We start from the raw sequence: 25,513 nt of genomic DNA, 5'->3' as shown, positions 1-25,513 counted from the left end.
AGTCTCCACATCCCTCTCCCGCAAGGGGAGAGGGAAGAAGGTGAAAGGAATTCTCCCATGGCCCATGCCTATATCGTTGACGCCGTCCGCACCGCCGGCGGCAAGCGCGGCGGCAAACTCGCCGGCATCCACCCCGTCGATCTTGGCGCCGCAGTGTTCGACGCGATCGCCGACCGCAATGATTTCGACACCTCGAAGATCGACGACGTCATCACCGGCTGCGTGTCGCAGGGCGGGCAGCAGACGATGGACCTCGGCCGCAACGCGGTGCTCGCGTCGAACCTGCCCGATTCGATCCCCGCGGTGACGATCGACCGCCAGTGCGGTTCGTCGCAGCAGGCGATGATGTTCGCAGCGCAGGCGGTGATGTCGGGAACGCAGGACATCGTCCTCGCCAGCGGTATCGAAAGCATGACGCGGGTCCCGATGGGCAGCGTCGCGACCTTGTTCATCAAGGAAGGGCTCGGCCATTATAAATCCGAGCGGCTCGAGGAAAAATATCCCGGCATCATGTTCAGCCAGTTCATGGGCGCCGAAATGATCGTCAAAAAGCATGGCTTCACCAAGGACGACCTCGACGCCTATGCGTTTGAAAGTCATCGCCGTGCCAAAGCGGCGACCGAGGCGGGGTATTTCCAGCGCGAGATCGTCGGCCTCGACATCGACACCCCCGACGGCCGCCAGACCCATCTGGTCGACGAAGGCATCCGCTTCGATGCGACGCTGGAAGGGATCGCCGGGGTCAAGCTGCTTCAGGAAGGCGGCACGATCACCGCCGCCTCGTCGAGCCAGATTTGCGACGGCGCCTCGGCAGCGCTGATCGTTTCGGAACAGGCGCTGAAAGATCATGGCCTGACCCCGCGTGCGCGCATCCATCATGTGTCGGTGACCGCGGGCGACCCGGTGATCATGCTGGAGGAGCCGCTGTTCGCGACCGAAAAGGCGCTGAAGCGCGCGGGGATGAAGATCGCGGACATCGACGCTTATGAGGTCAACGAGGCGTTCGCGCCGGTGCCGCTCGCGTGGCTCAAATATCTTGGCGCCGATCATGCGCGGCTCAACCAGCACGGCGGCGCGATCGCGCTCGGCCATCCGCTCGGTGCCAGCGGCACCAAGCTGATGGCGACGCTGCTCGGGGTGCTCGACGCGACCGGCGGCAAATATGGGCTGCAGACGATGTGCGAAGGCGGCGGTCAGGCCAACGTCACGATCATCGAACGGCTGTAAACTCGCTTCGTGCTCCTGCGAACGCAGGAGCCCAGGGCGATGTGGCGCCGACGCTGCGTTCTGACGCCCTGGGTTCCGGCTTTCGCCGGAACGCACATCTATTTTTTGGAAAGGAAACCCCATGAAACTCGATTCCACCGTCGCCGCCGTCGTCACCGGCGGCGCCTCCGGCCTCGGCGCCGCCACCGCGCGGGCGCTCGCGGCCAAGGGCGTCAAGGTCGCGATCTTCGACCTGCAGGAAGAAAAAGGCCTCGCGATCGCCGCCGAGCTCGGCGGCATCTTTTGCGAAGTGAACGTCACCGACGACGCCAGCGTCGATGCCGGTTTCGCCAAGGCGCGCGCCGCGCATGGGCAGGAACGCATCCTCGTCAACTGCGCCGGCACCGGCAATGCGATCAAGACCGCGAGCCGCAGCAAGGAAGACGGCAGCATCAAGCATTTCCCGCTCGATGCGTTCAACTGGATCATCCAGATCAACCTTGTCGGCACCTTCCGCTGCATCGCCAAATCGGCGGCGGGCATGATGACGCTCGACCCGCAGGACGACGGTGACCGCGGCGCGATCGTCAACACCGCGTCGGTCGCGGCCGAGGACGGCCAGATCGGCCAGGCGGCCTATTCGGCGTCGAAGGGCGGCGTCGTCGGCATGACCCTGCCGATCGCGCGCGACCTGGGCAGCGAAAAGATCCGCGTCAACACGATCCTGCCCGGCATTTTCGACACCCCGCTGCTCGCCGGCGCGCCGCAGAATGTCCGCGATGCGCTGGGCGCCTCGGTGCTCAATCCGAAGCGCCTCGGCAGCCCCGACGAATATGCCAATCTGGCGATGTGCATGATCGAGAATGGCTATTTCAACGGCGAGGACGTCCGGCTCGACGGCGGCATCCGCATGGGCCCGCGCTGATATGCCCAAACCGGAAAGCTGGCGGCTCGACGCCGCCAGCTACCCCGTCTGCACTGAATTTCAGACGCGGTTTCAGGACATGGACATCAACGGCCACCTCAACAATGTGGCCTTTGCCGCCTTATTCGAGAGTGGTCGCGTGCTGCTCAACCGCCAAGTGCGCCCGCTCGGCGAGCGCCCCGCCAATGAGCGCACGATGGTCGCCGCGGTCGAGATCAACTATCTGGCCGAGGGCAATTTTCCCGATCCGGTCCAGATCGCGACCGGCATCGGCCGCCTCGGTAGCTCCAGCTGGACGATCGTCCAGGCGATGTTCCAGGGCGGCCGTGCGATCGCGACCTGCGACACGGTGGTGGTGTGCCGTACCGACAATCAGGCGAAACCGCTGCGCGCGGAGATGGTGGCGGAGTTGATGGCGAATCTAGTGACGCCGGTTTGACTCCTTCTCCCTCGATGGGAGAAGGATACGCAGCCTTGCCCGCGAAGCGGGTTAGGCGGAGTTGGATGAGGGTGATGGTGCGTCATTGCACCGCGGGGTCAGGCCGCGAGCTCACCCCCACCGCTGCGACTAACGAACAAGTTCGTAAGTCTCGCTGCCTCCCCCATCGAGGGGGAGGAGATTGGGCGATGGCGTTTTAGAGCGACGTATCCGCCTCAGGCACCGACCGGATCAGGTCGCGGGCAAAGCCGATCAGCCCGATCTGGCGCCGGCGCTTCAATCGCTCGGCGCGCAGGATTGCCATCACTTCGCCATAACATTCGTCGACCTGATCGTTGATCAGTACATAATCATAGCCGTCCCAGTGGCTGATCTCGTTCGCGGCGCGCGCCATGCGCGCGGCGATCACTTCGTCGCTGTCGGTCTTGCGCGCGCGCAGCCGGCGTTCGAGCTCGTCCATCGTCGGCGGCAGGACAAAGACGCGCACGACGTCGGGGCCAGCCTCCTGATACAATTGCTGCGCCCCCTGCCAGTCGATGTCGAACAGCACATCCTTGCCCGCGTCGAGCAGCTCGTCGACCCGCGCGCGCGGGGTGCCGTAACGGTGGCCAAAGACATGCGCCCATTCGAGGAACTCATCGTCGGCGGCCATCTGTTTGAAGGTTTCGACATCGACGAAATGATAATCGACGCCGTCCTGCTCGCCGGGACGCATCGGCCGCGTCGTCGCCGAAATCGACAGCGCGATGTCGGGATCGCTCGCCAGCATCTTTTTCGAGATCGTGGTTTTTCCGGCGCCCGACGGCGAGGACAGGGCGAACAACACGCCGCGGCGGTTGAGGTGGACGCTTTCAGCCATGGCCGCTATTCGCGAAAGCCGCGCCAGCGGTCAAGCGTCGTATGTTGATATGCCGCACCGGCCCGCTCCCCCACCCGACCTCCCACAGGGTAAACTGGTTTGGGAGGTCGGGTGGGGGAGCGGGCCGGTGCGGCGTTCCACGTCAGTGGAACTTAAAGAGGGGGCAGGGCATGGCAGGAATTTCGCGCAAGGGTTGGCTGGTCGCCGCGGCGCTGCTGACGGTGTTCACCGCCATCCTGTTCGCGATGGGCCGCCCGCCGATCTGCCCGTGCGGCACGATCAGCCTGTGGCACGGCACCGTCCAGTCGAACCAGAACAGCCAGCAGATTTCGGACTGGTACAGTTTCAGCCACATCATCCACGGCTTCATCTTCTACGGTCTTGGCCGCTGGTTGCTGCCGCGGCAGCCCTTGTGGGTCGCCCTGGCGCTGGCGATCGGAATCGAAGCGGCGTGGGAAATCCTCGAAAATTCGCCGATCATCATCGATCGCTATCGCGAGGTGACGATGGCGTTCGGCTACAGCGGCGATTCGATCCTCAATTCGGTCAGCGACGCGCTGTTCATGATCGCGGGTTTTCTGGCCGCGAGCCGGATGCGCTGGTGGATCACCGTCGCCATCGCCATTGTGTTTGAATTGTTCACCCTGTGGACGATCCGCGACAATCTGACGCTCAACGTGCTGATGCTGGTCTCGCCCATCGAGGCGATCAAGGAATGGCAGTCGGGGGAATAGCTTGCTGCGCGCTATCGATGCAGGGGGCGAACCGGCTGCCGAATGCATCGATCGCCGTCGCGACGCCGCCCGTGACGATAAAGCGATATTCTTCGCCTTGCCCCGGGATAAGCTCGGCACGCACCGTGTCGGGCGCCGGGCCCGGTTCGCTGCGGGCGTGCAGGCGCCCCATCGCCAAATCGAGTTGCGCCCCCTGCGGCGTGACGCTGATCGTGCCGAAATCGGCGTTGCAATAATATCCCGCATAGGCGGCGGGCGGCAACGTCAGTTGCGACACACGCGCGGCGCGTTCGGCGCGCTGCGCCGCGACCTTTTCGACCTGTTTCGCCCATTGACCCGCAAATGCGTCCATCTGCTCGGCCGCTTTGGTATCGGCGTGCGCGGCGCCGTGCCGATACCAGTCATAGGCATAAAGCGCGGCGAGATCGACGATCCGAAACCCCGCGCCTTCGTCATTCGTCGCCACTGCAACCCCCAGCCCCGCAGCGGGCAGCACCGAAACATGCGCGCGCGCGCCGACGAACGAACCGAAGGCGTGATAAAGCGTCGTGTCTTCGTAAGCGCCCGAATACCATCCCAGTCCATAGCCGGTCCGGCGGAACGGTCCGAAACTGGCATCGAGCGTCGCCACCGGCGCGCGCGCCGCCGCGGCGGCCTGCGCCAGTTCGCCTTCGTCCGCAAGCTGCAGCGCCAGCCAGCGCGCCATATCGTTGGCGCTGGCGTACATGCCACCCGCTGCGTGCATCGTACGGTCGTCCTTGACCAGATACAGGCGCTCGGCGCTGCGATAGGGTGCCGCAACCGGCGGTCCGCTGCGGTGGGCGAGCCCTTCGGTCAGCGTTTCGGTCATTGCGAGCGGCGCGAGCAGTTCGTTCTGCACAATATCCTGCCAGCGTCTCCCGGTGCGCCGCTCGATCAGCAGCGCGGCGATATTGTACCCGATATTGCCATAGCGGAAGGTTCCGAACGGGGTTTCGGGATCGGCTTTGATCTGCGCCAGCAGCCGCGACAGCGTCGCCGCGTCGTAATCGCCGCTATAGGCGAGCCGGAATGCCATCGCGTCACCCACGAGGCCGTGGCGGTGCGCGAGCAGGTCGCGCAGCGTGATTTTGTCGGCGGCAATCTGCGGCGCGAAAACGACGTCGGGCGCCAGTTCACGCATCGTCCAGTCGAGGTCGATCGTCCCGCGCGCGTCGAGCAGGGCAAAGGCGGTACCAACAAAGCTTTTTGTCGAAGAAGCGATATAGAAGGGCGTGTCGGGGGTCGCAGCGATGCCCGCTTCGATGTCCGCGCGGCCCTTGGTTTTGACGAACACCGGAACGCCGCGATGGACAATCGCGACCGAAATTGCGGGCATGGAGGGGAAGCGGGCCATCGCCTGATCAAGGAAGCGCTCGAAGTCGGCGGCGAAAGCCTGATCCTGCGTCGCTGGACCGGGGGCGGCTACGACCGGTCCAGCGTCGCCAGTCTGCGCGGCGACCGGACAGGCGCTGCCGACCGCGATGCTGGCCAGCACCGCCCAAACCCATTCATTCCGTACCATCTGTGACTTCCCCGTCCGTGTGTTGCCTACGCAATACAGTCGGCGGTGACGATGGCAAGGTACCGGTTCATCGTCAGTGGAGGGCGGTCGGCCGCTGATCGTCGAGCGGGATCGCGGGTGGCAATGCATCGCCCATCGTCTGGCCGTCGGGGGCAAGGTCTGCGGTACCGGCATAGCTATCGACCACGCCCGCCTGCGCCAGCTGCGGATCGATCGCATGCGCCTTTTCCGCGGCTTGGCGCGCTTCGGCGCGTTCGGCCCATTTCTTGGTCAGATAGCCCGCCGCCGCCCACGCCGCCATGGCGGCATAGCGCTGCGGAAACAGCCGCCGTGCCGCGAACAGCGCGCCCGCGCCGATCACGGCGCCCGCGACGGGGTGATTGCCCTTTTGCTTGCCGATTGCGCTGCCCAGCACACCGCCAACGATCCTGCCAATCATGCCCATGTCTCCTTCTGCCCGTATCAATCCGCGGACGGGGGGTTGGGTTCCGGCCCCAGCATCGTCCGCGGATCGACCAGCCGGTCAAACGTCGCGGCATCGACATAGCTGAGCGCCAGCGCCGCGTCCTTCAGCGTGGTTCCTGTTTCGTGCGCGTGCTTGGCGATCTTTGCCGCCCGGTCATAACCGATTTCGGGCGCAAGCGCCGTGACGAGCATCAGCGAGCGGTTCATCAGCTCGTCGATGCGGGCACGATTGGGTTCAAGGCCGGTGACGCAATGCTGGGTAAACCCCGCCATGCCGATGCTCAGCAGCTCGATCGAGCGCAGCACATTGGCGCCGATCAGCGGCTTGAAAACATTGAGTTCAAGATGCCCCTGCATCCCGCCGACGGTTACCGCCTGATGGTTGCCGATCACTTGGCCCGCGACCATCGTCAGCATCTCGCACTGGGTCGGATTGACCTTGCCCGGCATGATCGAGCTGCCGGGCTCGTTGGCGGGCAGGTCGAGCTCGCCCAGCCCGGCGCGCGGCCCCGATCCGAGTAGCCGGATGTCATTGGCGATTTTGGTCAGCGCGACCGCGAGCGTGTTCAGTGCGCCCGAGAAAAACACGAGCCCGTCGTTTGAGCCCAGCGCCTCGAACTTATTGCGCGCCGGTTCAAAGGCGATCCCGGTCGTGCGGCTGAGCTCGGCTGCCATCGCGACGTCGAATCCCGCCGGCGCGTTGAGTCCGGTGCCGACCGCGGTGCCGCCTTGGGCCAGCTTGTTGATATTATGCGCCAGCGCGCCCTCGATCCGCGCGCGGCACGCGATGAGCTGCTGGGCATAGCCCGAAAACTCCTGCCCCAGCGTCAGCGGCGTCGCGTCCTGCAAATGGGTGCGGCCGATCTTGACGATGTCGGCCCACGCTGCGACTTTTGCCGCCAGCGCATCGGTCAGCGTGATCAGCGCGGGCAGCAGCCTTGCCGTGGTTTCGACCGCCACCGCGACATGGATTGCGGTCGGGAAACTGTCGTTCGACGACTGGCCCATGTTGACATGGTCGTTGGGGTGGACCGGCGCCTTGCCGCCGCGGGTTCCGGCGAGCGCCTCGTTAGCGATCCCCGCAATCACCTCGTTGGCGTTCATGTTCGACTGGGTGCCGCTGCCCGTCTGCCAGATGGCGAGCGGGAACTGATCGTCATATTGCCCGGCCGCGACGGCATCGGCGGCGGCGGCGATGGCATCGGCCAGTCCGGCGTCGAGCCCATGCGCGCGGTTGACCCGCGCCGCTGCGGCCTTGATTCGCGCCAGGCCATGGACGATCGGCAGCGGCATGCGCTCATGTGCCGGAAAGGCGAAATTGTGGCGGCTGCGCTCGGTCTGGGCGCCCCAATAGGCGTCGGCCGGAACCTCGATCGCGCCGATGCTGTCGGTCTCGGTCCGCGTTCCGCTCATCCTACCAGCATCCGCGTCACCAGCACCGAACCCGTCCAGATCATCGCGACCAGACCGAGCAACTGCCAATATCCGGTTTCGCCGACCCGGCGGCGCAGCCAGGCGGCGATCAGCCAGACCAGGACGAGCGCGGGGGTGAGGATCATCAGGCTGAAACGCAGCAATCCGTCGGCGATCTGGCCGCGCGAGGTGGCTTCCTCGAACAGGCTATAACCCTCGACGCTCCACCAAAAGGCGGCGGTCAGGACCAGCATCCCCGCGAGTGCCCAATATTGCCAGAACCGGCTGGGGGGCCATGGCGGCGCCATCAGGGCCAGACTCCGCCCGTAACGCCTTCGAGGCGTCGAAATGGCGAAGATATCGGGTTTGTGTGGCCGCAGCGGCTAGTGGTTCTAACCGCAAGACCACACAAACCCGAGATCGAAGCCATTTCGGCGTCCCTTCGGGATTTGACCGATTTTGTCCATGGCCGCGTCAGCGAGCCTTGGAATATATTCATATGCCTGCGCCTCGCTTCCTCGCCCTGAACCAAATCGCCTCAAACCTCGAAGGCGTTACGGGCGGAGTCTGGCCCCTTATTTCCGCTTGCCGAAATCCACCGTCACGACGTTGGACCCGTCATCGCTGATCGTCTCGGGGCGGTCGTTGTCGGCCTCGTCATGCGGTTCGGGCTGGGCGGCATCGTCGTCGCTGACCTGGAACTGCAGCCCGAAATCGACCGACGGATCGACGAAGGCGGTGATCGCGGCATAGGGGATGGTCAGGATCGAGGGCGTCTGGTTGAACGACAGCCCGACGCTGAAATGATCGGCGGCGACCTTCAGATCCCAAAAGCGGTTCTGCAGCACGATCGTCATTTCATCGGGAAATTTGGCGATCAGATGCGCCGGAATGTTGACCCCGGCGGCCTGCGTCTTGAACGTGATATAGAAATGATGCTCGCCGGGCAGGCTGTCATAGCCTTCGACCTGGCGCAGCACACGGCCGACCACGGCGCGCAGGGCGTCCTGCACGATTTCGTCATAGGGAATCAGGCTGTCGCGGACTTCGTCACTCATGGGGCAGGGGGATGAACGGCCGCGGCGCGCTGGTCAAGGGGGGTCAAGGGGGGATCGAGGCGGGTAGAGTCGCCTTGCATGGCGAAAAGTGGCTGCTATGGGGCAGACCATGCGAACCGCAACTGTCCAGCGCACGACCAAGGAAACCGACATCGCGATCGCCGTCAATCTTGACGGAACGGGCGACTATTCGGTGTCCACCGGCATCGGTTTTCTCGATCATATGGTCGAGCAATTGTCGCGCCATTCGCTGATCGACATCACGATGACGGTGAAGGGCGACCTTCACATCGACCAGCACCATACGGTCGAGGATAGCGCGCTCGCGCTCGGCGAAGCGGTGGCGAAGGCGCTCGGCGACAAGCGCGGCATCGCGCGCTATGGCGAAGCGCATGCGCCGATGGACGAAACGCTGACGCGCTGCGTGCTCGACATTTCGGGGCGCCCGCACTGCGTTTACAAATCCGGCTTTTCGCAGCCGCGGCTGGGCGAGATGGACACCGAAATGTTCCCGCACTGGTTCCACAGCTTTGCCCAGACCGCGGGCATCACGCTGCACATCGAGACGCTGTACGGCGAGAACAACCACCATATTGCCGAAAGCATGTACAAGGCGCTGGCGCGCGCGCTGCGCCAAGCGGTGGAAATCGACCCGCGCAAGGGCGATGCGATTCCCTCGACCAAGGGGGTCCTCTAAGGACTAGCCAATGACCGCCATTGCCCTGATCGACTATGGCGCGGGCAATCTTCGCTCGGTGCATAATGCGCTCGTCGCGGCGGGTGCCGATGGCGTGGTGGTCACCGCCGACCCCGATATTGTCGCCAAAGCCGACCGCATCGTGCTGCCGGGCGTCGGCGCTTTTGCCGCGTGCATGAACGGGCTGTCCGCCATCGACGGATTGATTGAAGCGATGGAGCGCCGCGTGCGGGGCGATGGCGCGCCGTTCCTCGGCATCTGCGTCGGCATGCAATTGCTCGCCGACGCGGGCGAGGAGCATGGCACGCACAAGGGCCTTGGCTGGATCGGCGGCACCGTTCGCGCCTTTGCCCCCGCGCCGGGGCTGCGCATCCCGCACATGGGCTGGAACGACGTCGTGCCGACTTTGCGGCATCCGGTGATCGCGGCGGGCGAGGCCTATTATCTCCACGGTTATCATTTCGCCGATGCCGCCGATGTCGCGGCGACCAGCACCCACGGCGCGACGTTCACCGCCGCGGTGGCGCGGGACAATATCGTCGGCGTCCAATATCATCCCGAAAAAAGCCAGGCCTACGGCCTCGCGACGCTTGAAAGGTTTTTGAAGTGGCGCCCGTAGATTCTGGCCTGACCATCTTCCCGGCGATCGACCTCAAGGGTGGGCAGGTCGTGCGGCTGGCCGAAGGCGATATGGCGCGCGCGACCGTCTATGGCGATGATCCGGCGGCGCAGGCGCGGCTGTTCGCCGCCGCCGGCGCGAGCCACCTCCACGTCGTCGATCTCGACGGCGCCTTTGCGGGCGAAAGCGTCAACGGCGCCGCGGTCGAAAGCATCATCGCCGCCTTTCCGGGCCGGGTGCAGGTCGGCGGCGGCATCCGTAATCGGGAAGGCGTCGACCGCTGGCTCGCGCTCGGCGTGGAGCGCGTGATCATCGGCACCGCGGCGCTGAAAGACCCGGAATTCGTCAAGTCGGCGGCGCGCGACCTGCCCGGGCGCATCATCGTCGGGGTCGATGCTCGCGACGGCATGGTTGCGACCGAAGGTTGGGCCGACGTGTCCGACGTGCGGGTCGAGGATCTCGCGCGGCGGTTCGAGGATGCCGGGGTTGCAGCTTTGCTGTTCACCGACGTCGGCCGCGACGGGCTGCTCAAGGGCTGCAATGTCGAGGCGACGGTTGCCTTGGCGCGGTCGGTCGCACTTCCGGTGATCGCGTCGGGCGGGGTCGCTGACTTGGGCGACATCCACGCGCTGCGTCCGCATGTCGCCGACGGTATCGAAGGCGTGATCACCGGACGCGCGCTCTACGACGGCCGCCTGGACTTGGCTGAAGCGATTGCAGCGGGGCGGTGATGAGCAATCTCCATCCTGCTCCCCGGCGAAAGCCGGGGCCCAGAGCGCCACAAAACCTGCGTTGCGTGATTACGCCCTGGGCCCCGGCGTTCGCCGGGGAACAGGAAAGGGTGTCCGCATGACCGTCCGCGTCCGCGTCATCCCCTGCCTCGACGTCGCCGACGGCCGCGTCGTCAAGGGGGTCAATTTCGTCGATCTGCGCGATGCCGGCGACCCGGTCGAGGCGGCGCGCGCCTATGACGCCGCGGGCGCCGACGAGCTGTGCTTCCTCGACATCAGCGCCAGCCATCAGGGGCGCGGCACCTTGCTCGACATGGTCAGCCGCACCGCCGAGGTCTGCTTCATGCCGCTGACCGTCGGCGGCGGCGTGCGCAGCGCCGACGACGCGCGCGCGCTGCTGCTCGCAGGCGCCGACAAGGTCGCGGTGAACAGCGCCGCGGTCGCGCGTCCCGAACTCGTCGCCGACATCGCCGACCGCTTCGGCAGCCAGTGCGCGGTGGGTAGTATCGATGCACGTCGCGTCGCAGACGGCCGGTGGGAAATCTTCACCCATGGCGGGCGGACACCCACCGGGATCGATGCGCTGGAACATGCCGTTCGGCTCGCCACCCTGGGCGCGGGCGAATTGCTCGTCACCAGCATGGACCGCGACGGCACCCGCGACGGTTATGACCTCGCGCTCACCCGTGCGATCGCCGATGCGGTCAGCGTGCCAGTGATCGCGAGCGGCGGGGTCGGCAATCTCGACCATCTGGTCGCGGGGGTGGTCGAGGGCGGGGCGAGCGCGGTCCTCGCCGCCAGCATCTTCCACTTCGGCGAAGCGACGATCGCCGATGCCCATGTGCGGCTCGCCGCGGCCGGATTGCCCGTGCGGTCGCACTGACACCCCTTCCCCCTCGATGGGGGAAGGATACGCAGCCTTGCGCCTTCAGGCGCTAGGCGCAGTGGGATGGGGGTGATGGCGCGTCACGGCATCGCCGCATCAAGCCGACACCGCACCCCCACCGCTGCGACTAGCCAGCAAGCTGGCAAGTCTCGCTGCCTCCCCCATCAAGGGGTAGGCATTCTGGCTTTCTGGCGGTTGGGGGTGGTCAGGCGAGTACCCGGCTGCGATAGAAGCCTGATGACCGCAAAGCTGCGCCTCGCCGACCGCACCAACGACATTTTTCCGGTGTTCGGCTTTGTCGCGGCGCTCGCCAGCCTGGCGATGCCGGTCAATGCCTGGCTCGTCGCCTTCATCCTGATGGGCGCGGTGGTCGCGGCGGTCCATCATGCCGAGGTCATCGCGCACCGCGTCGGCGAGCCGTTCGGCACGCTGATCCTGGCGCTCGCGGTGACGGTGATCGAGGTCGGGTTGATCCTCACCCTGATGCAGGCCGAACCCGAAAAGGCGCAGACGCTGGCCCGCGATACGGTGTTCGCGGCGGTGATGGTGATTGTGAACCTCTTGTTGGGTCTCTGCCTGCTCAGCGGGGCGATCCGGCATCATGAACAGCGTTTCCAGCGCACCGGCATGGGCGCCGCGCTCGCGACGCTGACCGTGCTCACCGTGGTGACGCTGGTTTTGCCCAATTTTACGTCGAGCGCCCCCGGCTCCTACTATACGCCGGTCCAGCTCGGCTTTGTCGCGGTCGTTTCGCTGATCCTCTACGGCACCTTCGCGCTGGTACAGACGGTTCGCCACCGCGACTATTTCCTTCCCGACGGCGATGCCGACGGCGACGGCGTGCCCGACGCCCATGCCGAACCCCCGACCATCCAGCGCACCGCCATCTCGGGCGCGCTGCTCCTCGCCAGCCTGGTTGCGGTGGTGCTGCTCGCCAAAAACCTGTCGCCGGTGATGGGCGCGCTGCTCGCTGACTGGGGCGCGCCGCCCGCGGTGCTCGGGGTTCTGATCGCGGCCTTGATCCTCGCGCCCGAAGGACTGGCGGCGGTGCGCGCGGCGAAGGCCGACCGGCTTCAGACCAGCCTCAATCTGGCGCTGGGATCGGCGCTGGCAACGATTGGCCTCACCATCCCGGCGGTTGCGATGCTGTCGATCATCACCGCTATGCCGATCAGCCTGGGCCTCGACGCCAAATCGACGGTGCTGCTGTTCCTGTCGCTGATCGTCGCGTCGCAGACGCTGGCCAACGGGCGGACGACGGTGCTGCAGGGGGTAATTCACCTGATGCTGTTCGCGATTTACCTGTTCACGACCTTCGTGCCGTAGCGGGTTGGCCGTCGCAAGCGACGGTCAGGTTTTCCGCACAAACACCGTTCCCGCCGAATAGCCCGCCCCGAATGAACAGATCAGCCCGGTGTCGCCCGCGACCATGTCTTCATGGTTCAGGTGAAAGGCGATGATCGACCCGGCGCTCGACGTATTGCCATAGGTGTCGAGCACCGTCGGGCTTTCGTCTTCGCTCGCTTCATGGCCCAAAACCCGCTGCGCGATCAGGCGGTTCATATTGGTGTTGGCCTGGTGCAGCCACAGGCGGCGCATGTCCGCGCCTTCAAGCCCCAGCACGTCCATCTGCTCGACGATCATGTTGGCGACCATCGGCACGACCTCCTTGAACACCTTGCGGCCTTCCTGGACGAACAATTTGTCGCTGTTCGGCCCGTCCTGCTCGATGCCGCCATGGGCGCGGTTGAGGAAGCCGAAATTGTTGCGGATATTGTTCGAAAAGACCGTCTTGAGCTTGGTGCCGAGGATGTCCCAATGCCCCGCCGGGGCGATCGCTTTGTCCTCGACCAGGATCGCGGTCGCGACGTCGCCAAAGATGAAATGGCTGTCGCGGTCGCGCCAGTTCAGATGCCCCGAACAAATCTCTGGGTTCACGACAAGCACGCTTTTCGCATGTCCCGCGCGAATATAGTCGGCCGCGGTCTGGATCCCGAACGTCGCCGACGAGCAGGCGACATTCATGTCAAAGCCAAAGCCGTCGATGCCCAGCGCGTCCTGAATCTCGACCGCCATCGCCGGATAGGCGCGCTGCATGTTCGACGCGGCGCAGAGCACGGCATCGACCTGGCCTGCGTCGCGCCCGGCGCGCGCGAGCGCATCCTTCGCCGCGGCGACGCCGATTTCGGCCAGGATCGACAGTTCGTCATTGCTGCGTTCGGGCAGCCGCGGCGCCATATGTGCGGGGTCGAGGATGCCCGCCTTGTCGACGACGAAACGCGATCCGATGCCGCTCGCCTTTTCGATAAATTCGACACTGGACTCAGTCAGTTCGGTGATTTCGCCCGCCGCGATCGCATCCGCATTTTCCCTATTGTGCAGCGCAACATACTGGTTAAAACTGGCGACAAGTTCTTCGTTGGCGATGCGTTCGGCGGGGGTGAAAAGGCCGGTGGCGGAAATGACCGGCTGCGGTGTGTGCGACATGATGGTCCTGCAAGTGTCTTATGGTTTCAAGGCACGCTGATTAGGCCCGCTCGCGGCGCTGCGCAACGCCCCTCAACCAGGCTGAACACATGCCGACGCGATGGTTAACCCGCTGCTAACCAATTTAGTGGCAGATTGCAGAGTTGCAGGCCTCCGGGGGGATGGCTCCCCGGGCGCCGTGCGGGAGCACGACCATGGCGACGCGTTCGGGACCGGCAGCCGGTGATCTGTCGATTGCGGAAATCAAGGAATTTGCTGCCTTTCCGGCGGCGACGCAGCGGTACATCCGCCGCTCGCTCGACATCGGGCTGGAACGCGACGATGCGATCGCCCGCTGGTCGCGCGACATGGTCGAAGAAACCGCGATTCGCGTCCAGGCGCGCGTCTATCAGCGGATCGGCGACATTCGCGCCCATATTCCCGACGACAGCGGCCTCGACGCGCTCGAACATTTCATGGCGCCGCTCGTTGCGGTGTCGGCGTTCGACCTGGGGCAGGATCGCCTGCCGGGCTTTGCTTCGTACCGTTTCTTGTACGAACGGTTGCTGGGCGCCCATGCGCGGCCGTGGTTGCCAGGCGCCTTTTGCGCCGCCGCGTCGCTGCCGCATCTGCACCCGGACAAGCGGCGCTTGCTGCTCCAGTCGATCAGCGAGGCGGCCGCGACCGCGCCCGGCTGGTCGGCGCGCGAGCCGAGCTTCTACCCCGAATGGGTCGAAAAGATCGACGAGACCAAGCCGGCGAATTGAGCGGTCGGTCCGCTTTGGGGTGGTTTGCGGCCCTCGTCTATTCGTCATCCCGGACTTGATCCGGGATCCATCTGCCCTCGCAGCCTGGGACGGCCCAAGGGGTCATGGACCCCGGATCAAGTTCGGGGTGACGAAATTGCCGTGCGCAATCGGTGGCAACCCGCCCTTTAATCAAATCAACGCCCGGTACAGCCCAAACGCGCTCGTCGCGGTCAGCACCACCCCAACCATCACCAGCATGACCTTGGGCGAAAAGCGCTTGGCCATATAGGCACCCAGCGGCGCCGCGGCGACGCCGCCGATGATCAGCCCCAGAGTCGGGCCAAGGATTTCCTCGAACCCCAGATTGGCGATAAACGCGATCGACACCGCGACAGCCAGGAAAAACTCGACGCTGTTGACGGTGCCGACGATCTTGCGCGGCTCGCCGCCCTGGACCAGCAGGTTCGAGGTCACAACCGGCCCCCAGCCGCCGCCGCCTGCGGCATCGAGGAAGCCGCCAACGACCGCCAGCGGGGCAACGACCTTCGGCTTCGAGATTTTCGGCGGATACAGCAGGCCGCGCACCAGCAGCCAGACCCCGATCAGCACCAGATAACCGAGGACGAATGGCTTCACGACATCGGCGTGAAGCGACGTCAGGACATAGGCGCCCAGCACCCCGCCGATCACCCCGGGCACAAGCAGCCGGAAGAACAGCGGCCAGTCGATATTGCGGTGGAACAAATGGCTGAGCCCCGATGCACCGGTGGTAAAAATTTCGACGACATGGATGCGCGCCGAGGCGGTGGCGGGCGGGACCCCGAGTACAGCGACGAGCAGCGTGTTACAGATCACGCCGAACGCCATGCCCAGCGCGCCATCGACGAGCTGCGCGGCGAAGCCGATCAGGATGAACGGCAGCAAGGCGGTGAAGTCGATGGCCGCGAAATCGATCATGGTAACATCCCAACCCTTTTAGTTGACAACCTGCTGCCGGGATTTGTGCCTGTATGCGAGTCCAATTTTTCTGCTGCCGGTAAAGGGATTTGTTTCCGCGCCGGACCGAAGCCCAAAGCCGCGGCGGCCGTGTCAAAAATGGTCGGGCAGATATTCGCGCGCATAGTCGATAAACGCCCGCAATTTGGGCATCACCTGTTTGCGGCTGGGGTAATAGAGGAAAAGCCCCGCCGTGCTGGGCGCGAAATTGCCCAGCACGAGGTCGAGCTCGCCGCGCGCAACATGTTCGTCGACCACCGGTTCGGCGACCATGCCGATGGCCAGCCCGCTGCGCACCGCGACCATGATCCCGGCAAAATCATTGACGATCACCGGCCCGGTCACCGGGACATCAAATTCGCGATTCCCGTCGACAAACGTCCACGGCATGATCGCGCCGCTCGACAGGCGCATCCGGATACAGCGATGCTCGCGCAATTCCTCGGGTCGCTGCGGCATGCCATAGCGCGCGACATAGGCGGGTGAGGCAACCGCCACGAAGCGAAATGGCCCCGACAGGCGGATCGCGATCATGTCGGCTTCCAGGGCTTCGCCCATCCGCACCCCGGCGTCGAAACCGCCGGCGCTCAGGTCCGACAGCGCATCATCGGCGTATATCTCGAGCTCGATCTCCGGATAGGTTTCGCAAAAGCCCGCGATAATCGGTTCGAACAGCGGCTGGATCGCGCCGCGCATCAGGTTGATGCGCAATCGGCCCGCGGGTCGGTTGCCCAGATTGCGTGCCGCTTCATAGGCCTCGGCAAGGCCGGCATAGGCGGGCGCGGCGCGTTCGAGAAACTGTTCGCCCGCCTGCGTCAGCCCGACGCTGCGCGTCGTGCGCATGAACAGCGGCGCACCCACGCGGGCTTCCAGCCCTTTGATCGTCTGACTGATCGCCGACGGCGACACGCCAAGGTCGGATGCGGCGGCGGAAAAGCTGCGCCTTTCCGCAACACGCAGGAAGGCTTCGATCCCGTCGAGCACCCCATGGGGGATTGTTAAATCCTGCTTCAAAGCACTTGCAGATTATAGAGGATTATCTATGTGCGCAACCGCGCCTAAAAAGGTTGCACAACAAAACGAAAGGAACCTCTCCCATGGCCTATCAGATCTCCTCATTCCGCCGCTTTCCTGCCGCTTTCGCTATCGTCGCCGCGTCGGCGCTCGCGTTCACCGGCCTGATGGCAACCGCCACCCCCGCTTACGCCCAGTCGGGCAGCGACTATCGCTGCGCTGGTCTGGCCGAACAGGCTCATGTCGCCGCCACCGGCGTCGACGGCGGCAAGCAGGCAAGCGCCAAGCGTTTCGTTTCGACCGGCAAGAAGCTGTGCGAAGCAGGTAACGAACGCGCTGCTGCCAAGCAGTTCCGCGCCGCGCTGAAGATCGCCGGCGTCGCCGAAGTCGAAACCGACAGCCAGATGGCGTCGCGCTAAGACGAACCGCTAAGCCAGACAAGACACCAATCTCCGGACCGTCCTCTCCCTCTCCCCGACGGTTCCACTAAACTGGGGCGGCACGCGTAAAGCGGCCGCCCCATTTGTTTGGACGCCGCAAATTTCCGGGTCAGCGGCGGCGGTAGCGGAAATACCAGACTTCATGTGACAAGTCAATCATGCTATTGAAATAGAATGACTTTTAACAGAATTTTGACCTCCAAAAATTGGCCAGCAATCACCCAGCAATCACCGTTTTCAGGAGCGAAAAAACCTCGTGGCCACGCGCAAATCTGCTCTTCGATCGGACCTTTCCAAGACCAATCTTGACGACTCTCTGATGGCGAAGGTCACCGGTTCAAATCCTGTAGGTTGCCTCTCATATCCTCCCTCAGTTAACCTCTCCAAGGTCGCGACAAGTACCGTGCCGTGGGTAAGAATCTGGTGCCTCTCATCAGAAAATTGGATCAGTTCAGGCTAGCACCGCCGGACAGGATCAGACGATCTAGCGATCGCCGGTATCGCAGCGCGCAACCCCGCTGGCGCAGCTTTGGACGGCATACTCCAATTAGATCCATTTTCGGTCGCAGTTTTGGTTGCTGATTGCGGTCGATCTGTTGGAAATAGGCGCGCGCCCGTACAGTCAACTGGGCGAGTGACCGGGTTCCGCCACGTATGTCCAGGCAATTGCTAAAGGTGGTGGTACGTGCTCCAGACGCGCGTTTCCTTTGCTCGGTCACTTTTTCGCGATGCAACGCCTAGAATAATCAGAAATGGGCAATCCCGGGACGATTTATGTGCGAGCGTCAGAGCGGGCGCCACCAGTCATAGACATCCGAAAAGCCGATGACGCCGTCGAACAGGGCGCAGAGGATCAGCATTTGCCGACAAGGCACTGAATAGCGCTCGCGCGCGATCTTGAGATGACGGACCACGGTCTCTTCGCTGATGCCGAGGATGCTGGCGGTCTCGCCAGCAGTCTTGCCGCGGGCGGACCAGAGCACGCATTCGCGCTGCCGCTCGGTCAGCGCCGCCCGCGGAGTATAGGAGCCTGTCCCGATGAGCTGCCGCGCCGCGGCGAGCGCCACGGCGCCGACGATCTCGGCGGCGTGGAGCATCTCGAGCGGGATCCTGGCATTGGGAGCGACGGCAAAGGAGCAGCTTCCGGTCGCTTCGCCAGGCAAGTGCCGCGGCACCGTGAAGCCGTCGCCGATTCCGCTCTCGCGGGCGACCTTCAGCAACTGCCGGTCACCGCGAGAAAGCGGGATGTAGTGATCGACATTGCGCCATTGAAAACCCGTCATGGATTTTTCGCCGGCGCGCCGGATCGGGTCGGTGCCGCTGAGATCGAAGCCGACATAGACATTCGCCCAGGCGTCGGGATAATTATGCACGAGCATCGATGCACCCTCGCCGCCGCCGCCGCGGCGATCGAAGGCGAGCGCGAAAAGATCAAATCCCATGCGGTCGGCGGCGTTCGACAGGGCGGCAAAGAGCCGTTCTTCCTTGTCGGCGCCTGATATGTCGTGTGCGAGTTCCTCCGTCAGATTAAAATGCTTCACGTCGATTCATCGGCCGCCGACGCGTTCCCGACCCGTCCGCCCGCGATCCGCTCCATGGCTCATCGCTCCCGTTTCCTCTCCGGGAGACAATGAAGTTGGACAAGCTGCGCGATGGTCCTCGCACTGCGGCGGGCGGGTGATACCTCAGCCTCTATACGCAATGCCGATCGCCTCTTCGGTGTAACGACAGGAAATCACCTGATAAAGCGGCTTGGTGCACCAATCGGACCCAGATTGACACCTAATGCCTTAATACGCCGACCGCGGCGGAGCCGGCGTCACGCACCGGCGGCATCTGGAGTCGAAGTGGCGATCGAAACGTCATGGGCAAGCAGTCGTTCGCAGCTCGGCGCGACAAGGCCCCAGACCGCGTCGATCACGGCGGAGAATGTCACGCCTTCAAGCTCAAGGCTCGCGGCATAGGCATCCCATTGCCGCCGCTTGTCGCCGTCTTCGAACATGGCAGCCGAGAGCCCCGGCGGACGGTCAGCCGGGATCGGCGTGCCGCGTCGATCGAATGTCGCCGCAAGTGCTGCGTCGAGCGCTTGAGCATTGATGTCGCAGGCCTGCGGAATCGCCCAGAGGTCGTAGAAATCCTTCATGCGACCATTGGCGATCCCGAGCGCTACCATCGCCTGAAATTTCTCTGCGATGACGCTTGTCGGCGAATAGGTGCGGATCTCCGGATCGGGAAAGTCCAGCAGCGTCGCGAAGGAAGTCGGCGGCGCCGGATCCGAGAGGGCGTCGCCAAAGCCGAGGTCGATCGTGATCGGGATGCGCGTTCGTTCGAGAAAGGCGGTCGTTGTTAGCCGCATGCCGCCATATTCGGCTCCCTCGCGGATCGGCCGCGCGGTGAGTGCGTCGATATCGAAAGTCAGCCCGTCAGCCGCCTCGATTTTCATGATCGCGCCGAAATCCGCTATCAGCCGTTCGGCGCTTGCATCGCCGAAGGCGAGAAAGTCGGCGTCGCGGGTGACTCGATTATCGTCTTCGAGCCAGAGCGTGACGAGAAGACCGCCTTTGAGAATGAACTGGTCCCGTAGCGGCGAGAGCGACAGTCGGTAAAGCAGGCGCTCGAGCGCGAAGCGAACGAGCAGAACGTCGAAGGGCTGACGCTCCTTGCGCGCCAATTGGAGCAGCCGGTCCTTGACCGAGGCTGCCAGATTGACGGGTGCCTTAGCCATTGAAGCTGAGCGCCTCGAGATAGGGCTGCATTCGCTTCCAGACCCCGCCCGCTGCCGCGGCCTCGGCGATGTCACCGGGACTCGTCTTGCGCTGGTCGAGCGCTGCGCGCAGACTCTCGACCGCAACCGAGCGATCGACGAGGCGCGGATTACGGAACAGGTCGGCCAGCGTTTTGGGAACCGAATAGATGGGAACATCGACCCCGGCGACCTTGTGATGCTCGATCCCCTGGCGTCGATATTTGTCGGCGAGGCGGACGATCCGGACAGGCGGATAATCGATGACCGGTGCCCAGTCGCTGGGTCCTATTGCTACCCAGACCCGCCGCGGCATCTGGTCGGTGAGCCCGTGGAAAGCGAGCGCCGATACCATGGCGATCACCCCGTTCGGGATGCGCTTGGTGATTTCGGCGAGGCCTTGGTCGGTGTCGATCGGCGCGCCGTGAAGCTGATAGAGTCCTCGCGCGATACGGTCGATGTCGCCACTGTCGACCGCGCGAGCGATGGTTTCGGGTGCCACGCCTGCTGCGCGTAGCTCGCGCGCGCGCAGGATCGGATGCGCGCTAAAGAGCGCTCGAAGCGTCTCGCCTTGCGTTATCGATGTGTGCATGTGACAAAACCTCTAACTTAAATGCGATGTATCATAGGTTTTGTCACATGTCATGCAATGATTACTGCGTTCGGAGATGGGCCCGATTCCACTATTTCCTACATTCACCGGTCATGGCATGCCGGTCAGATGGATCAGGAACCGAAATGGAAATCGCGCGCGCTGGCGATCGAATTCTGGTTCGCCGCCGTTCTCGTCGGCGGCTCCTTCATTGCCGGCCTCGTTGGCGCGATCCGGTCGCTGTTCGGCGGCTGAAGCGTTCCCTCTATCCGGATTCTCAAAGAAGCGCCGGGGCATCAGCGCTCGGGGGCTTGCGGCTGAACCACGGGACGTCGGTCCGCTCGACCTCCAACCGGCTTGCCGGATATTGGGTAACGAGCTTCATTGCCTCCTCAGCCGATGCTTGCAGCCAAGCATCATGATCGGCGGCGTGAAGAATGACCGGCATCCGGTCGTGAATATCAAAGAGCTCCTCGGTCGCATCGACCATCACCATCGTATAGCAGTCGCCCCACTCATCCGTCGGACGCCAGAGCCCGGCGCAGGCGGCGAGCGGCTGGTCGACGACACTGAGCCAAGTTCGCGTCATCTTGCCTTTCTCGCCTTCGGCCTCGGCGAAGGCCGTGATCGGGATCAGGCAGCGCTGGGCGGGATTGGTGAACCAGGTCCGCCAGAAGGTCATCAGCTTGTCGTCGCGGGCGTTGTTCACCGGCTTCGGCTTGCTCGTCGGTTTCATATGCTTGAGCCGCACCGGGAAGCCCCAGGTCATCGACTGGAGCGCGCGCGTGCCCGCATCGTCGCGGACCACAAATCCTTGTCCGCCGGGATAGACTTCGCCGGGCTGCGCATTGGTGAGCGGGCGCCGAGCGCCGAACGCCGAGGCCACTTCGGCAACCGAAGCCTTGAGGGTCACGAGATTGCACATGGCGGCGAGTCCCCTTGGGTGGTTTCGGTCAGGCCGCGCCGAGCATTTCGTCGAAATTCTGCTGGATCGGCGGCATGATGCTGAAGCTATTCTTGGGGAAAGGTCGCAACATGTCCAGCGGCGGCCGCGCCCCCATCAACCAGTCGAACCAGTCCTCGGGGCGGACCACGCCGACGTGGCGATCCTTGTGCGGCGCCAGATCGTCATAGGCCGGGACGGTGAGCACCGCGAAGCTCTCAGGCCACAGGCGGTGCGCCGGACGCCAGACCGCTGCGATGCAGAAGAAAGGCTCGTCGCTGATGAGGCTTGCGGCGTAGATCGTCTTGCCGCGCTTCACGAGGCCGAACTCATTGGCGAGCAGCAGACAGGGGCGATCAATGATCGCGGTCTCGGACTTCAGGAGCGGGATCTGGAATATATCGGCATCGCGCGAGGGCAGCCCCCACAGCATCTCCTTCTCGCATTCGCGCTGGCCGTTCCACACCATCACGCGGTGGAGCTTGCCGATGCCGACCAGCGCGTCGTCCGTCTCGATATCCATGAACTCAGTCCTCAGGCGCGGAAACGGCTGAGCGCGCGCTTCCATTCGCGTTCTTCGGGCATCGGCAGGGCGATGTCATCGGGGCTCGGGTCGACGAGCTCGATCCGCACCGGGCGGACGCGCTTGCCCGTCCGCGCGCCGCAGCGAACACACCAGAATTTCTGGCACGCCTTGACGAGATTGCCGTCCCACATCCTGCACTCGAAGCGCCACCAGATCCCATAGGGATTGAACGTCGCACTATGCCCGCAGCGGCAAACGGGCTTGATCGCCCGAAACCAGGCCGCGGCCTCGAAGACATGCGTGGCGCGATGCTGTCCGTCCTTTGTCCATCCGCCCACGTCACAGGGAGAGTCCAAGCTGGTCGGGGCTTGCGGGCTCCGCGCCGGCACGGACGCTCTCGACGATCGCACGGGCGAGTTCGAACGCGGCCTCGACACGGATGTGATTCGTCGGCGCGGTGATACCCACGCGCGCCCAGCCAGGGGCGGAAAGGATGGTCTCTGCGACTCGGGCAGTATCGATATTGTCCATGCCCTAATGAGAACATAGAGAGAACAATTTGGCAAGTGGGTGACCGGGACAGCGCGGGCGGCCTGCGTGGTCAGCGGGCGCTTGCTGCCGCTGCCGCCCGTCGCCGCCCGGTCCGGGGCGCGCGGCCGCCACCGGCAACGCCAGAAACCGGCGAGGAAGAGATGGCCCGCCCCTGGGCGGCGGACCGCGCGCGGCGAGAGAGGCTCGCCGCCGGTCGCCCCAGGAGAAAGTACCATGAAACTCTTGACCCCCGCGCTCGAGGCGCAGCTTCGCGCCAATCTGGCCACCCGGATCGACACGCTTTCGCGCGGCGAACGCGAGCCGGACCCCAAACCGGTCGTCCGCCTGTTCAGCCCCGTCGGCGCGGCGACCTGGCTCGCGACCGAGATCGATGCGGACGGTATTTTCTTCGGCCTCGCCGATCTCGGCTTCGGCTGCCCCGAACTCGGCAGCTTCGCGCTGTCCGAACTCGAGTCCGTCCGCCTTCCGTTCGGCCTCACGATCGAACGCGACCTCCACTTCACGGCAAGCCACCCGCTATCGGCTTATGCCGAAGCGGCGCGGCGAGCGGGGTCGATCGTGTTGGGGGAGCAAAGGCTCCGGCGCGCGGTCGAACGACTTTCGGGGCGCGGCTGACGCGCCTGGCCGCCTGCCGGGACCGCCACGCGCGGCCCCCGGGAGGAAGAGGGGGGCTGGCGCCTTCGTGACGGGTCCAGGAGCCGGGAGAGTGTCTCGCGGCGGCCCGTCATGGAGAAAGCCCATGGCCAGACAGGCCCCGAAACTCATCCTCAGCCCGTCGCGCGACATCCCGTTCGACCGGCTGTTTCTCTCCCAGTCCAATGTCCGGCGGGTGAAAGCCGGCGTGTCGGTCGAGGCGCTCGCCGACGATATCGACCGGCGAACCCTGCTCCAGAGCCTCAACGTCCGGCCCGAACGCGACGCCTCGGGAAAGGAGACGGGCCGCTATGAAATACCGGCCGGGGGGCGGCGCTATCGCGCGCTCGAACTGCTGGTGAAGCGGAAGCGTCTCGCGAATGATGCGCCAATCCCCTGCGTCGTGCGCGCGGCGGACAGCGATATTCTCGCCGAGGACGACAGTTTCGCCGAAAATGCCATGCGCGAGAGCCTCCATCCGCTCGACCAGTTTCGCGCGATGCAGGCGATGGTCGACAAGGGCGACGATGTCGAGGCGATCGCGGCGCATCATTTCACCACCCCCGCGGTCGTGCGCCAGCGGCTGAAGCTCGCCGCGGTGTCACCGAAGCTCCACGACATCTATGCCGACGACGGGATGACGCTCGACCAGTTGATGGCCTTCACCGTCGCCGACGATCATCAGCGCCAGGAGGAGCTCTGGGCGCAGCTCGATCACAGTTTCAACAAGAGCCCCGGCTTCATCCGCCAGAAACTCACCGAGGACAGCGTAAGGGTCACCGACAAGCGCGCAGCGTTCGTCGGCGTCGATACCTATGTCACGGCAGGCGGCGGCGTGGTGCGCGACTTGTTTGAGGCCGACGGAGGCGGCTGGCTCACCGACCCGGCGCTGCTCGACCGGCTGGTCGACGAAAGATTGAAAGCTGAAGGCGAGCGCATTCTCGCCGAGGGCTGGAAATGGGTGACCACCTCGATCGACCTGCCGTGGGACGCGACGCGCGACCTGCGCGCGATCGACCGCACGGAGGTCCCGATGACCGACGATGAACAGGCCCGCGTCGCCGCACTCGAGGCTGAAAGCGAGGCGCTTTGCGAGCAATGGTCCGAGGTGCCGGACGTGCCCGCCGAAGTGCATGCGCGGATCGATGCCATCGACGCCGAACTCGGCGCGCTCGTCGACCGCCCGCTCGTCTTCGATCCCGCCGAGATGGGACGCGCTGGCGCCTTCGTCTCGATCGACCGCGACGGATCGGTGCGGAACGAGCGCGGGTTCGTGCGGGCTGAGGACGAGCCGGAGCGGGAACTGGCCGATGGCGAGGCTGATCCGGAAACGGAAGCAGGGGGCGAAGGGTCCGGCCTGCGTGGCGGCGGGGATGGCGATCACGTCATACCGCCTGTGGGCAGCGATGGCGAAGACGAATCCGATGCGCTGCGTCCGCTTCCCGATCGCCTCGTGTCGGATCTCACCGCATGGCGCACGCTCGCGCTCCAGGACGCCTTTGCCCAGGATCCGGCCATTGCCTTCGCTGCGGTGCTCCATGCCCTTGTTCTCGGCTGTTTCTATTCCGCTACCCGCGAAAGTTGCGTCGAGATCGCGGCGAACCGCGTCTATTTCAGCAACGCGCCGACGAACCTGCGCGATTGCGCGCCGGCGCAGGCGATCGACGCGCGCGCGTCGGCATGGAAAGAGCGGCTCCCGCAGGACGACAAGGAGCTTTGGGACTTTCTGCTGACCCTCGACGGCGAGGAGCAGGCGAAACTCCTCGCGCACTGCACCTCGCTCTGCGTCAATGCCCAGGCCGAGATCGTTCCCAAATACGACAATGGCCGCATCTCGGCGCACGGCGTGGCGCGCCGGATCGCGCACAGCGATGTGCTGGCGCGGGCGGTTGGGCTCGATCTCGTTGCAGCGGGCTGGCGGCCGACGGTCGAGGGCTATTTCCGCTCGGTGACGAAACCGCGGATCCTCGCCGACGTCGCCGAGGCGCGCGGGACGCAATTTGCCGAGATGATCGATCATCTCAAGAAGGCCGACATGGCGCGCGAGGCGGAACGGCTTCTCGAAGATGCGGCCTGGCTTCCTGAGCCGATGCGCACGCCGGGGCTCGACGATGCTGAACTCGGCGACGCGGAGGGCGATCCCGCCGACTCAGAATTGCCTCCTTTCCTTGCCGAGGATGCAGTCGAACTGGACGGCGCGAACGACGCCGAACTGCCTGTCGCGGCCGAATAATCGGCTTCCGCCCATCACTGACAATCGAACCTCGGACCCGGCAGCGATGCC

The 25,513-nt window shown here is 64.7% G+C and carries 30 protein-coding genes; 14 read left to right on the top strand and 16 right to left on the bottom strand.

Annotated elements, in window-relative coordinates; all coding sequences use genetic code 11:
• Positions 1–57: 57 nt before the first annotated feature.
• The 3 genes from FFS68_RS04615 to FFS68_RS04605 all read left to right on the top strand — a co-directional run bounded on the left by FFS68_RS04615 (position 58) and on the right by FFS68_RS04605 (position 2,570).
• Positions 58–1,227, top strand: coding sequence for an acetyl-CoA C-acetyltransferase (locus tag FFS68_RS04615; RefSeq protein ID WP_137752032.1), 1,170 nt, complete (start codon positions 58–60; stop codon positions 1,225–1,227).
• A 121-nt stretch (positions 1,228–1,348) separates the two neighbouring features.
• A complete protein-coding gene (locus FFS68_RS04610) occupies positions 1,349–2,131 on the top strand; it encodes an SDR family NAD(P)-dependent oxidoreductase (RefSeq protein ID WP_137752031.1) in 783 nt (260 codons plus the stop codon).
• Between the two features lies 1 nt (position 2,132).
• Positions 2,133–2,570 (top strand): acyl-CoA thioesterase, encoded by a 438-nt coding sequence (locus FFS68_RS04605; RefSeq protein ID WP_137752030.1) that lies wholly within the window; start codon positions 2,133–2,135, stop codon positions 2,568–2,570.
• A gap of 196 nt (positions 2,571–2,766) precedes the next feature.
• On the opposite strand, the gene gmk is transcribed toward FFS68_RS04605, so the two are convergent.
• On the bottom strand, positions 2,767–3,429 hold the full coding sequence (gene gmk / locus FFS68_RS04600; RefSeq protein ID WP_137752029.1) for a guanylate kinase: 663 nt from the start codon (positions 3,427–3,429) through the stop codon (positions 2,767–2,769).
• A 170-nt stretch (positions 3,430–3,599) separates the two neighbouring features.
• On the opposite strand from gmk, the gene FFS68_RS04595 reads away from it, so the two are divergent.
• A complete protein-coding gene (locus tag FFS68_RS04595; RefSeq protein WP_137752028.1) occupies positions 3,600–4,163 on the top strand; it encodes a DUF2585 domain-containing protein in 564 nt (187 codons plus the stop codon).
• Here the strand turns inward: FFS68_RS04595 and FFS68_RS04590 are convergent.
• The 5 genes from FFS68_RS04590 to FFS68_RS04570 all read right to left on the bottom strand — a co-directional run bounded on the left by FFS68_RS04590 (position 4,138) and on the right by FFS68_RS04570 (position 8,642).
• Positions 4,138–5,706: a serine hydrolase domain-containing protein gene (locus FFS68_RS04590; protein ID WP_171003739.1), complete on the bottom strand. Its 1,569-nt coding sequence runs from the start codon at positions 5,704–5,706 to the stop codon at positions 4,138–4,140. The two genes, FFS68_RS04595 and FFS68_RS04590, sit on opposite strands and share 26 nt — an antisense overlap.
• 73 nt (positions 5,707–5,779) lie before the next feature.
• Positions 5,780–6,145 (bottom strand): hypothetical protein, encoded by a 366-nt coding sequence (locus FFS68_RS04585; RefSeq protein WP_249340012.1) that lies wholly within the window; start codon positions 6,143–6,145, stop codon positions 5,780–5,782.
• A 23-nt stretch (positions 6,146–6,168) separates the two neighbouring features.
• On the bottom strand, positions 6,169–7,584 hold the full coding sequence (gene fumC / locus FFS68_RS04580; RefSeq protein WP_137752025.1) for a class II fumarate hydratase: 1,416 nt from the start codon (positions 7,582–7,584) through the stop codon (positions 6,169–6,171).
• Positions 7,581–7,892 carry a hypothetical protein gene (locus FFS68_RS04575; protein ID WP_137752024.1) on the bottom strand — a complete coding sequence of 104 codons (312 nt, stop codon included), beginning with the start codon at positions 7,890–7,892 and terminating at the stop codon, positions 7,581–7,583. Before FFS68_RS04575 ends, fumC begins: the two co-directional genes overlap by 4 nt.
• Before the next feature lie 267 nt (positions 7,893–8,159).
• Complete coding sequence (locus FFS68_RS04570; RefSeq protein ID WP_137752023.1) at positions 8,160–8,642, bottom strand: ClpXP protease specificity-enhancing factor SspB; 483 nt, start codon at positions 8,640–8,642, stop codon at positions 8,160–8,162.
• Between the two features lie 109 nt (positions 8,643–8,751).
• On the opposite strand from FFS68_RS04570, the gene hisB reads away from it, so the two are divergent.
• The 5 genes from hisB (at position 8,752) to FFS68_RS04545 (ending at position 12,901) form a co-directional block, all read left to right on the top strand.
• Positions 8,752–9,339, top strand: a complete 588-nt coding sequence (gene hisB / locus FFS68_RS04565) for an imidazoleglycerol-phosphate dehydratase HisB (protein ID WP_137752022.1) — start codon at positions 8,752–8,754, stop codon at positions 9,337–9,339.
• A gap of 10 nt (positions 9,340–9,349) precedes the next feature.
• Entirely contained in the window at positions 9,350–9,958 is a 609-nt protein-coding gene (hisH, locus tag FFS68_RS04560; RefSeq protein WP_137752021.1) for an imidazole glycerol phosphate synthase subunit HisH, read from the top strand.
• Between the two features lie 8 nt (positions 9,959–9,966).
• Positions 9,967–10,689: a 1-(5-phosphoribosyl)-5-[(5-phosphoribosylamino)methylideneamino]imidazole-4-carboxamide isomerase gene (hisA, locus tag FFS68_RS04555; RefSeq protein WP_137752059.1), complete on the top strand. Its 723-nt coding sequence runs from the start codon at positions 9,967–9,969 to the stop codon at positions 10,687–10,689.
• 118 nt (positions 10,690–10,807) lie between these two features.
• On the top strand, positions 10,808–11,572 hold the full coding sequence (hisF, locus tag FFS68_RS04550; RefSeq protein WP_137752020.1) for an imidazole glycerol phosphate synthase subunit HisF: 765 nt from the start codon (positions 10,808–10,810) through the stop codon (positions 11,570–11,572).
• Positions 11,573–11,812: 240 nt separating this feature from the next.
• Positions 11,813–12,901: an ionic transporter y4hA gene (locus FFS68_RS04545; RefSeq protein WP_137752019.1), complete on the top strand. Its 1,089-nt coding sequence runs from the start codon at positions 11,813–11,815 to the stop codon at positions 12,899–12,901.
• A gap of 24 nt (positions 12,902–12,925) precedes the next feature.
• On the opposite strand, the gene FFS68_RS04540 is transcribed toward FFS68_RS04545, so the two are convergent.
• Positions 12,926–14,062, bottom strand: a complete 1,137-nt coding sequence (locus tag FFS68_RS04540; RefSeq protein WP_137752018.1) for a beta-ketoacyl-ACP synthase III — start codon at positions 14,060–14,062, stop codon at positions 12,926–12,928.
• 194 nt (positions 14,063–14,256) lie between these two features.
• Here FFS68_RS04540 and FFS68_RS04535 point away from each other — a divergent pair, with 194 nt between their 5' ends.
• Positions 14,257–14,808 (top strand): hypothetical protein, encoded by a 552-nt coding sequence (locus FFS68_RS04535; RefSeq protein WP_137752017.1) that lies wholly within the window; start codon positions 14,257–14,259, stop codon positions 14,806–14,808.
• Between the two features lie 171 nt (positions 14,809–14,979).
• Here the strand turns inward: FFS68_RS04535 and FFS68_RS04530 are convergent, their stop codons facing one another.
• Both FFS68_RS04530 and FFS68_RS04525 read right to left on the bottom strand, forming a co-directional pair.
• Entirely contained in the window at positions 14,980–15,747 is a 768-nt protein-coding gene (locus tag FFS68_RS04530) for a sulfite exporter TauE/SafE family protein (RefSeq protein ID WP_137752016.1), read from the bottom strand.
• 132 nt (positions 15,748–15,879) lie between these two features.
• The gene (locus tag FFS68_RS04525; RefSeq protein ID WP_249340011.1) at positions 15,880–16,770 is read right to left on the bottom strand and encodes a LysR family transcriptional regulator; all 891 of its coding nucleotides are present in this window, start codon (positions 16,768–16,770) and stop codon (positions 15,880–15,882) included.
• Between the two features lie 113 nt (positions 16,771–16,883).
• Between FFS68_RS04525 and FFS68_RS04520 the strand changes: the two genes are divergently transcribed.
• Positions 16,884–17,219, top strand: coding sequence for a hypothetical protein (locus FFS68_RS04520; protein WP_137752014.1), 336 nt, complete (start codon positions 16,884–16,886; stop codon positions 17,217–17,219).
• Between the two features lie 806 nt (positions 17,220–18,025).
• Here the strand turns inward: FFS68_RS04520 and FFS68_RS04515 are convergent.
• The 3 genes from FFS68_RS04515 to FFS68_RS04505 all read right to left on the bottom strand — a co-directional run bounded on the left by FFS68_RS04515 (position 18,026) and on the right by FFS68_RS04505 (position 20,575).
• Positions 18,026–18,781: a LuxR family transcriptional regulator gene (locus tag FFS68_RS04515; RefSeq protein WP_231729159.1), complete on the bottom strand. Its 756-nt coding sequence runs from the start codon at positions 18,779–18,781 to the stop codon at positions 18,026–18,028.
• Between the two features lie 278 nt (positions 18,782–19,059).
• Entirely contained in the window at positions 19,060–19,911 is an 852-nt protein-coding gene (locus FFS68_RS04510; protein WP_212742318.1) for a nucleotidyl transferase AbiEii/AbiGii toxin family protein, read from the bottom strand.
• 46 nt (positions 19,912–19,957) lie between these two features.
• Complete coding sequence (locus tag FFS68_RS04505; RefSeq protein WP_137752013.1) at positions 19,958–20,575, bottom strand: AbiEi antitoxin N-terminal domain-containing protein; 618 nt, start codon at positions 20,573–20,575, stop codon at positions 19,958–19,960.
• A 129-nt stretch (positions 20,576–20,704) separates the two neighbouring features.
• Between FFS68_RS04505 and FFS68_RS18180 the strand changes: the two genes are divergently transcribed.
• Positions 20,705–20,830 carry a hypothetical protein gene (locus FFS68_RS18180; protein WP_283214590.1) on the top strand — a complete coding sequence of 42 codons (126 nt, stop codon included), beginning with the start codon at positions 20,705–20,707 and terminating at the stop codon, positions 20,828–20,830.
• A 22-nt stretch (positions 20,831–20,852) separates the two neighbouring features.
• Here FFS68_RS18180 and FFS68_RS04500 read toward each other — a convergent pair whose 3' ends face one another.
• From FFS68_RS04500 to FFS68_RS04485, 4 genes are read right to left on the bottom strand one after another with little or no spacing between them, the layout of a single operon-like run.
• Positions 20,853–21,500 (bottom strand): SOS response-associated peptidase family protein, encoded by a 648-nt coding sequence (locus FFS68_RS04500; RefSeq protein WP_137752012.1) that lies wholly within the window; start codon positions 21,498–21,500, stop codon positions 20,853–20,855.
• Positions 21,501–21,528: 28 nt separating this feature from the next.
• Positions 21,529–22,041, bottom strand: a complete 513-nt coding sequence (locus FFS68_RS04495; protein ID WP_037556211.1) for a hypothetical protein — start codon at positions 22,039–22,041, stop codon at positions 21,529–21,531.
• A gap of 11 nt (positions 22,042–22,052) precedes the next feature.
• Positions 22,053–22,382 (bottom strand): hypothetical protein, encoded by a 330-nt coding sequence (locus FFS68_RS04490; RefSeq protein WP_037556209.1) that lies wholly within the window; start codon positions 22,380–22,382, stop codon positions 22,053–22,055.
• A 1-nt stretch (position 22,383) separates the two neighbouring features.
• Positions 22,384–22,575 (bottom strand): DUF6771 family protein, encoded by a 192-nt coding sequence (locus tag FFS68_RS04485; RefSeq protein WP_037556207.1) that lies wholly within the window; start codon positions 22,573–22,575, stop codon positions 22,384–22,386.
• A 234-nt stretch (positions 22,576–22,809) separates the two neighbouring features.
• On the opposite strand from FFS68_RS04485, the gene FFS68_RS04480 reads away from it, so the two are divergent.
• Together FFS68_RS04480 and FFS68_RS04475 are read left to right on the top strand one after the other, a co-directional pair.
• Positions 22,810–23,211: a DUF2958 domain-containing protein gene (locus tag FFS68_RS04480; RefSeq protein WP_037556205.1), complete on the top strand. Its 402-nt coding sequence runs from the start codon at positions 22,810–22,812 to the stop codon at positions 23,209–23,211.
• Between the two features lie 124 nt (positions 23,212–23,335).
• A complete protein-coding gene (locus FFS68_RS04475) occupies positions 23,336–25,462 on the top strand; it encodes a ParB/RepB/Spo0J family partition protein (RefSeq protein WP_037556203.1) in 2,127 nt (708 codons plus the stop codon).
• Positions 25,463–25,513 lie beyond the last annotated feature (51 nt).

The sequence above is a fragment of the Sphingopyxis sp. L1A2A genome (genome assembly GCF_005502465.1).
Taxonomy (GTDB): Bacteria; Pseudomonadota; Alphaproteobacteria; order Sphingomonadales; family Sphingomonadaceae; genus Sphingopyxis.
The sequence above is the reverse complement of the archived record's forward strand: the minus strand, read 5'-3'. Positions and strand labels throughout refer to the sequence as shown.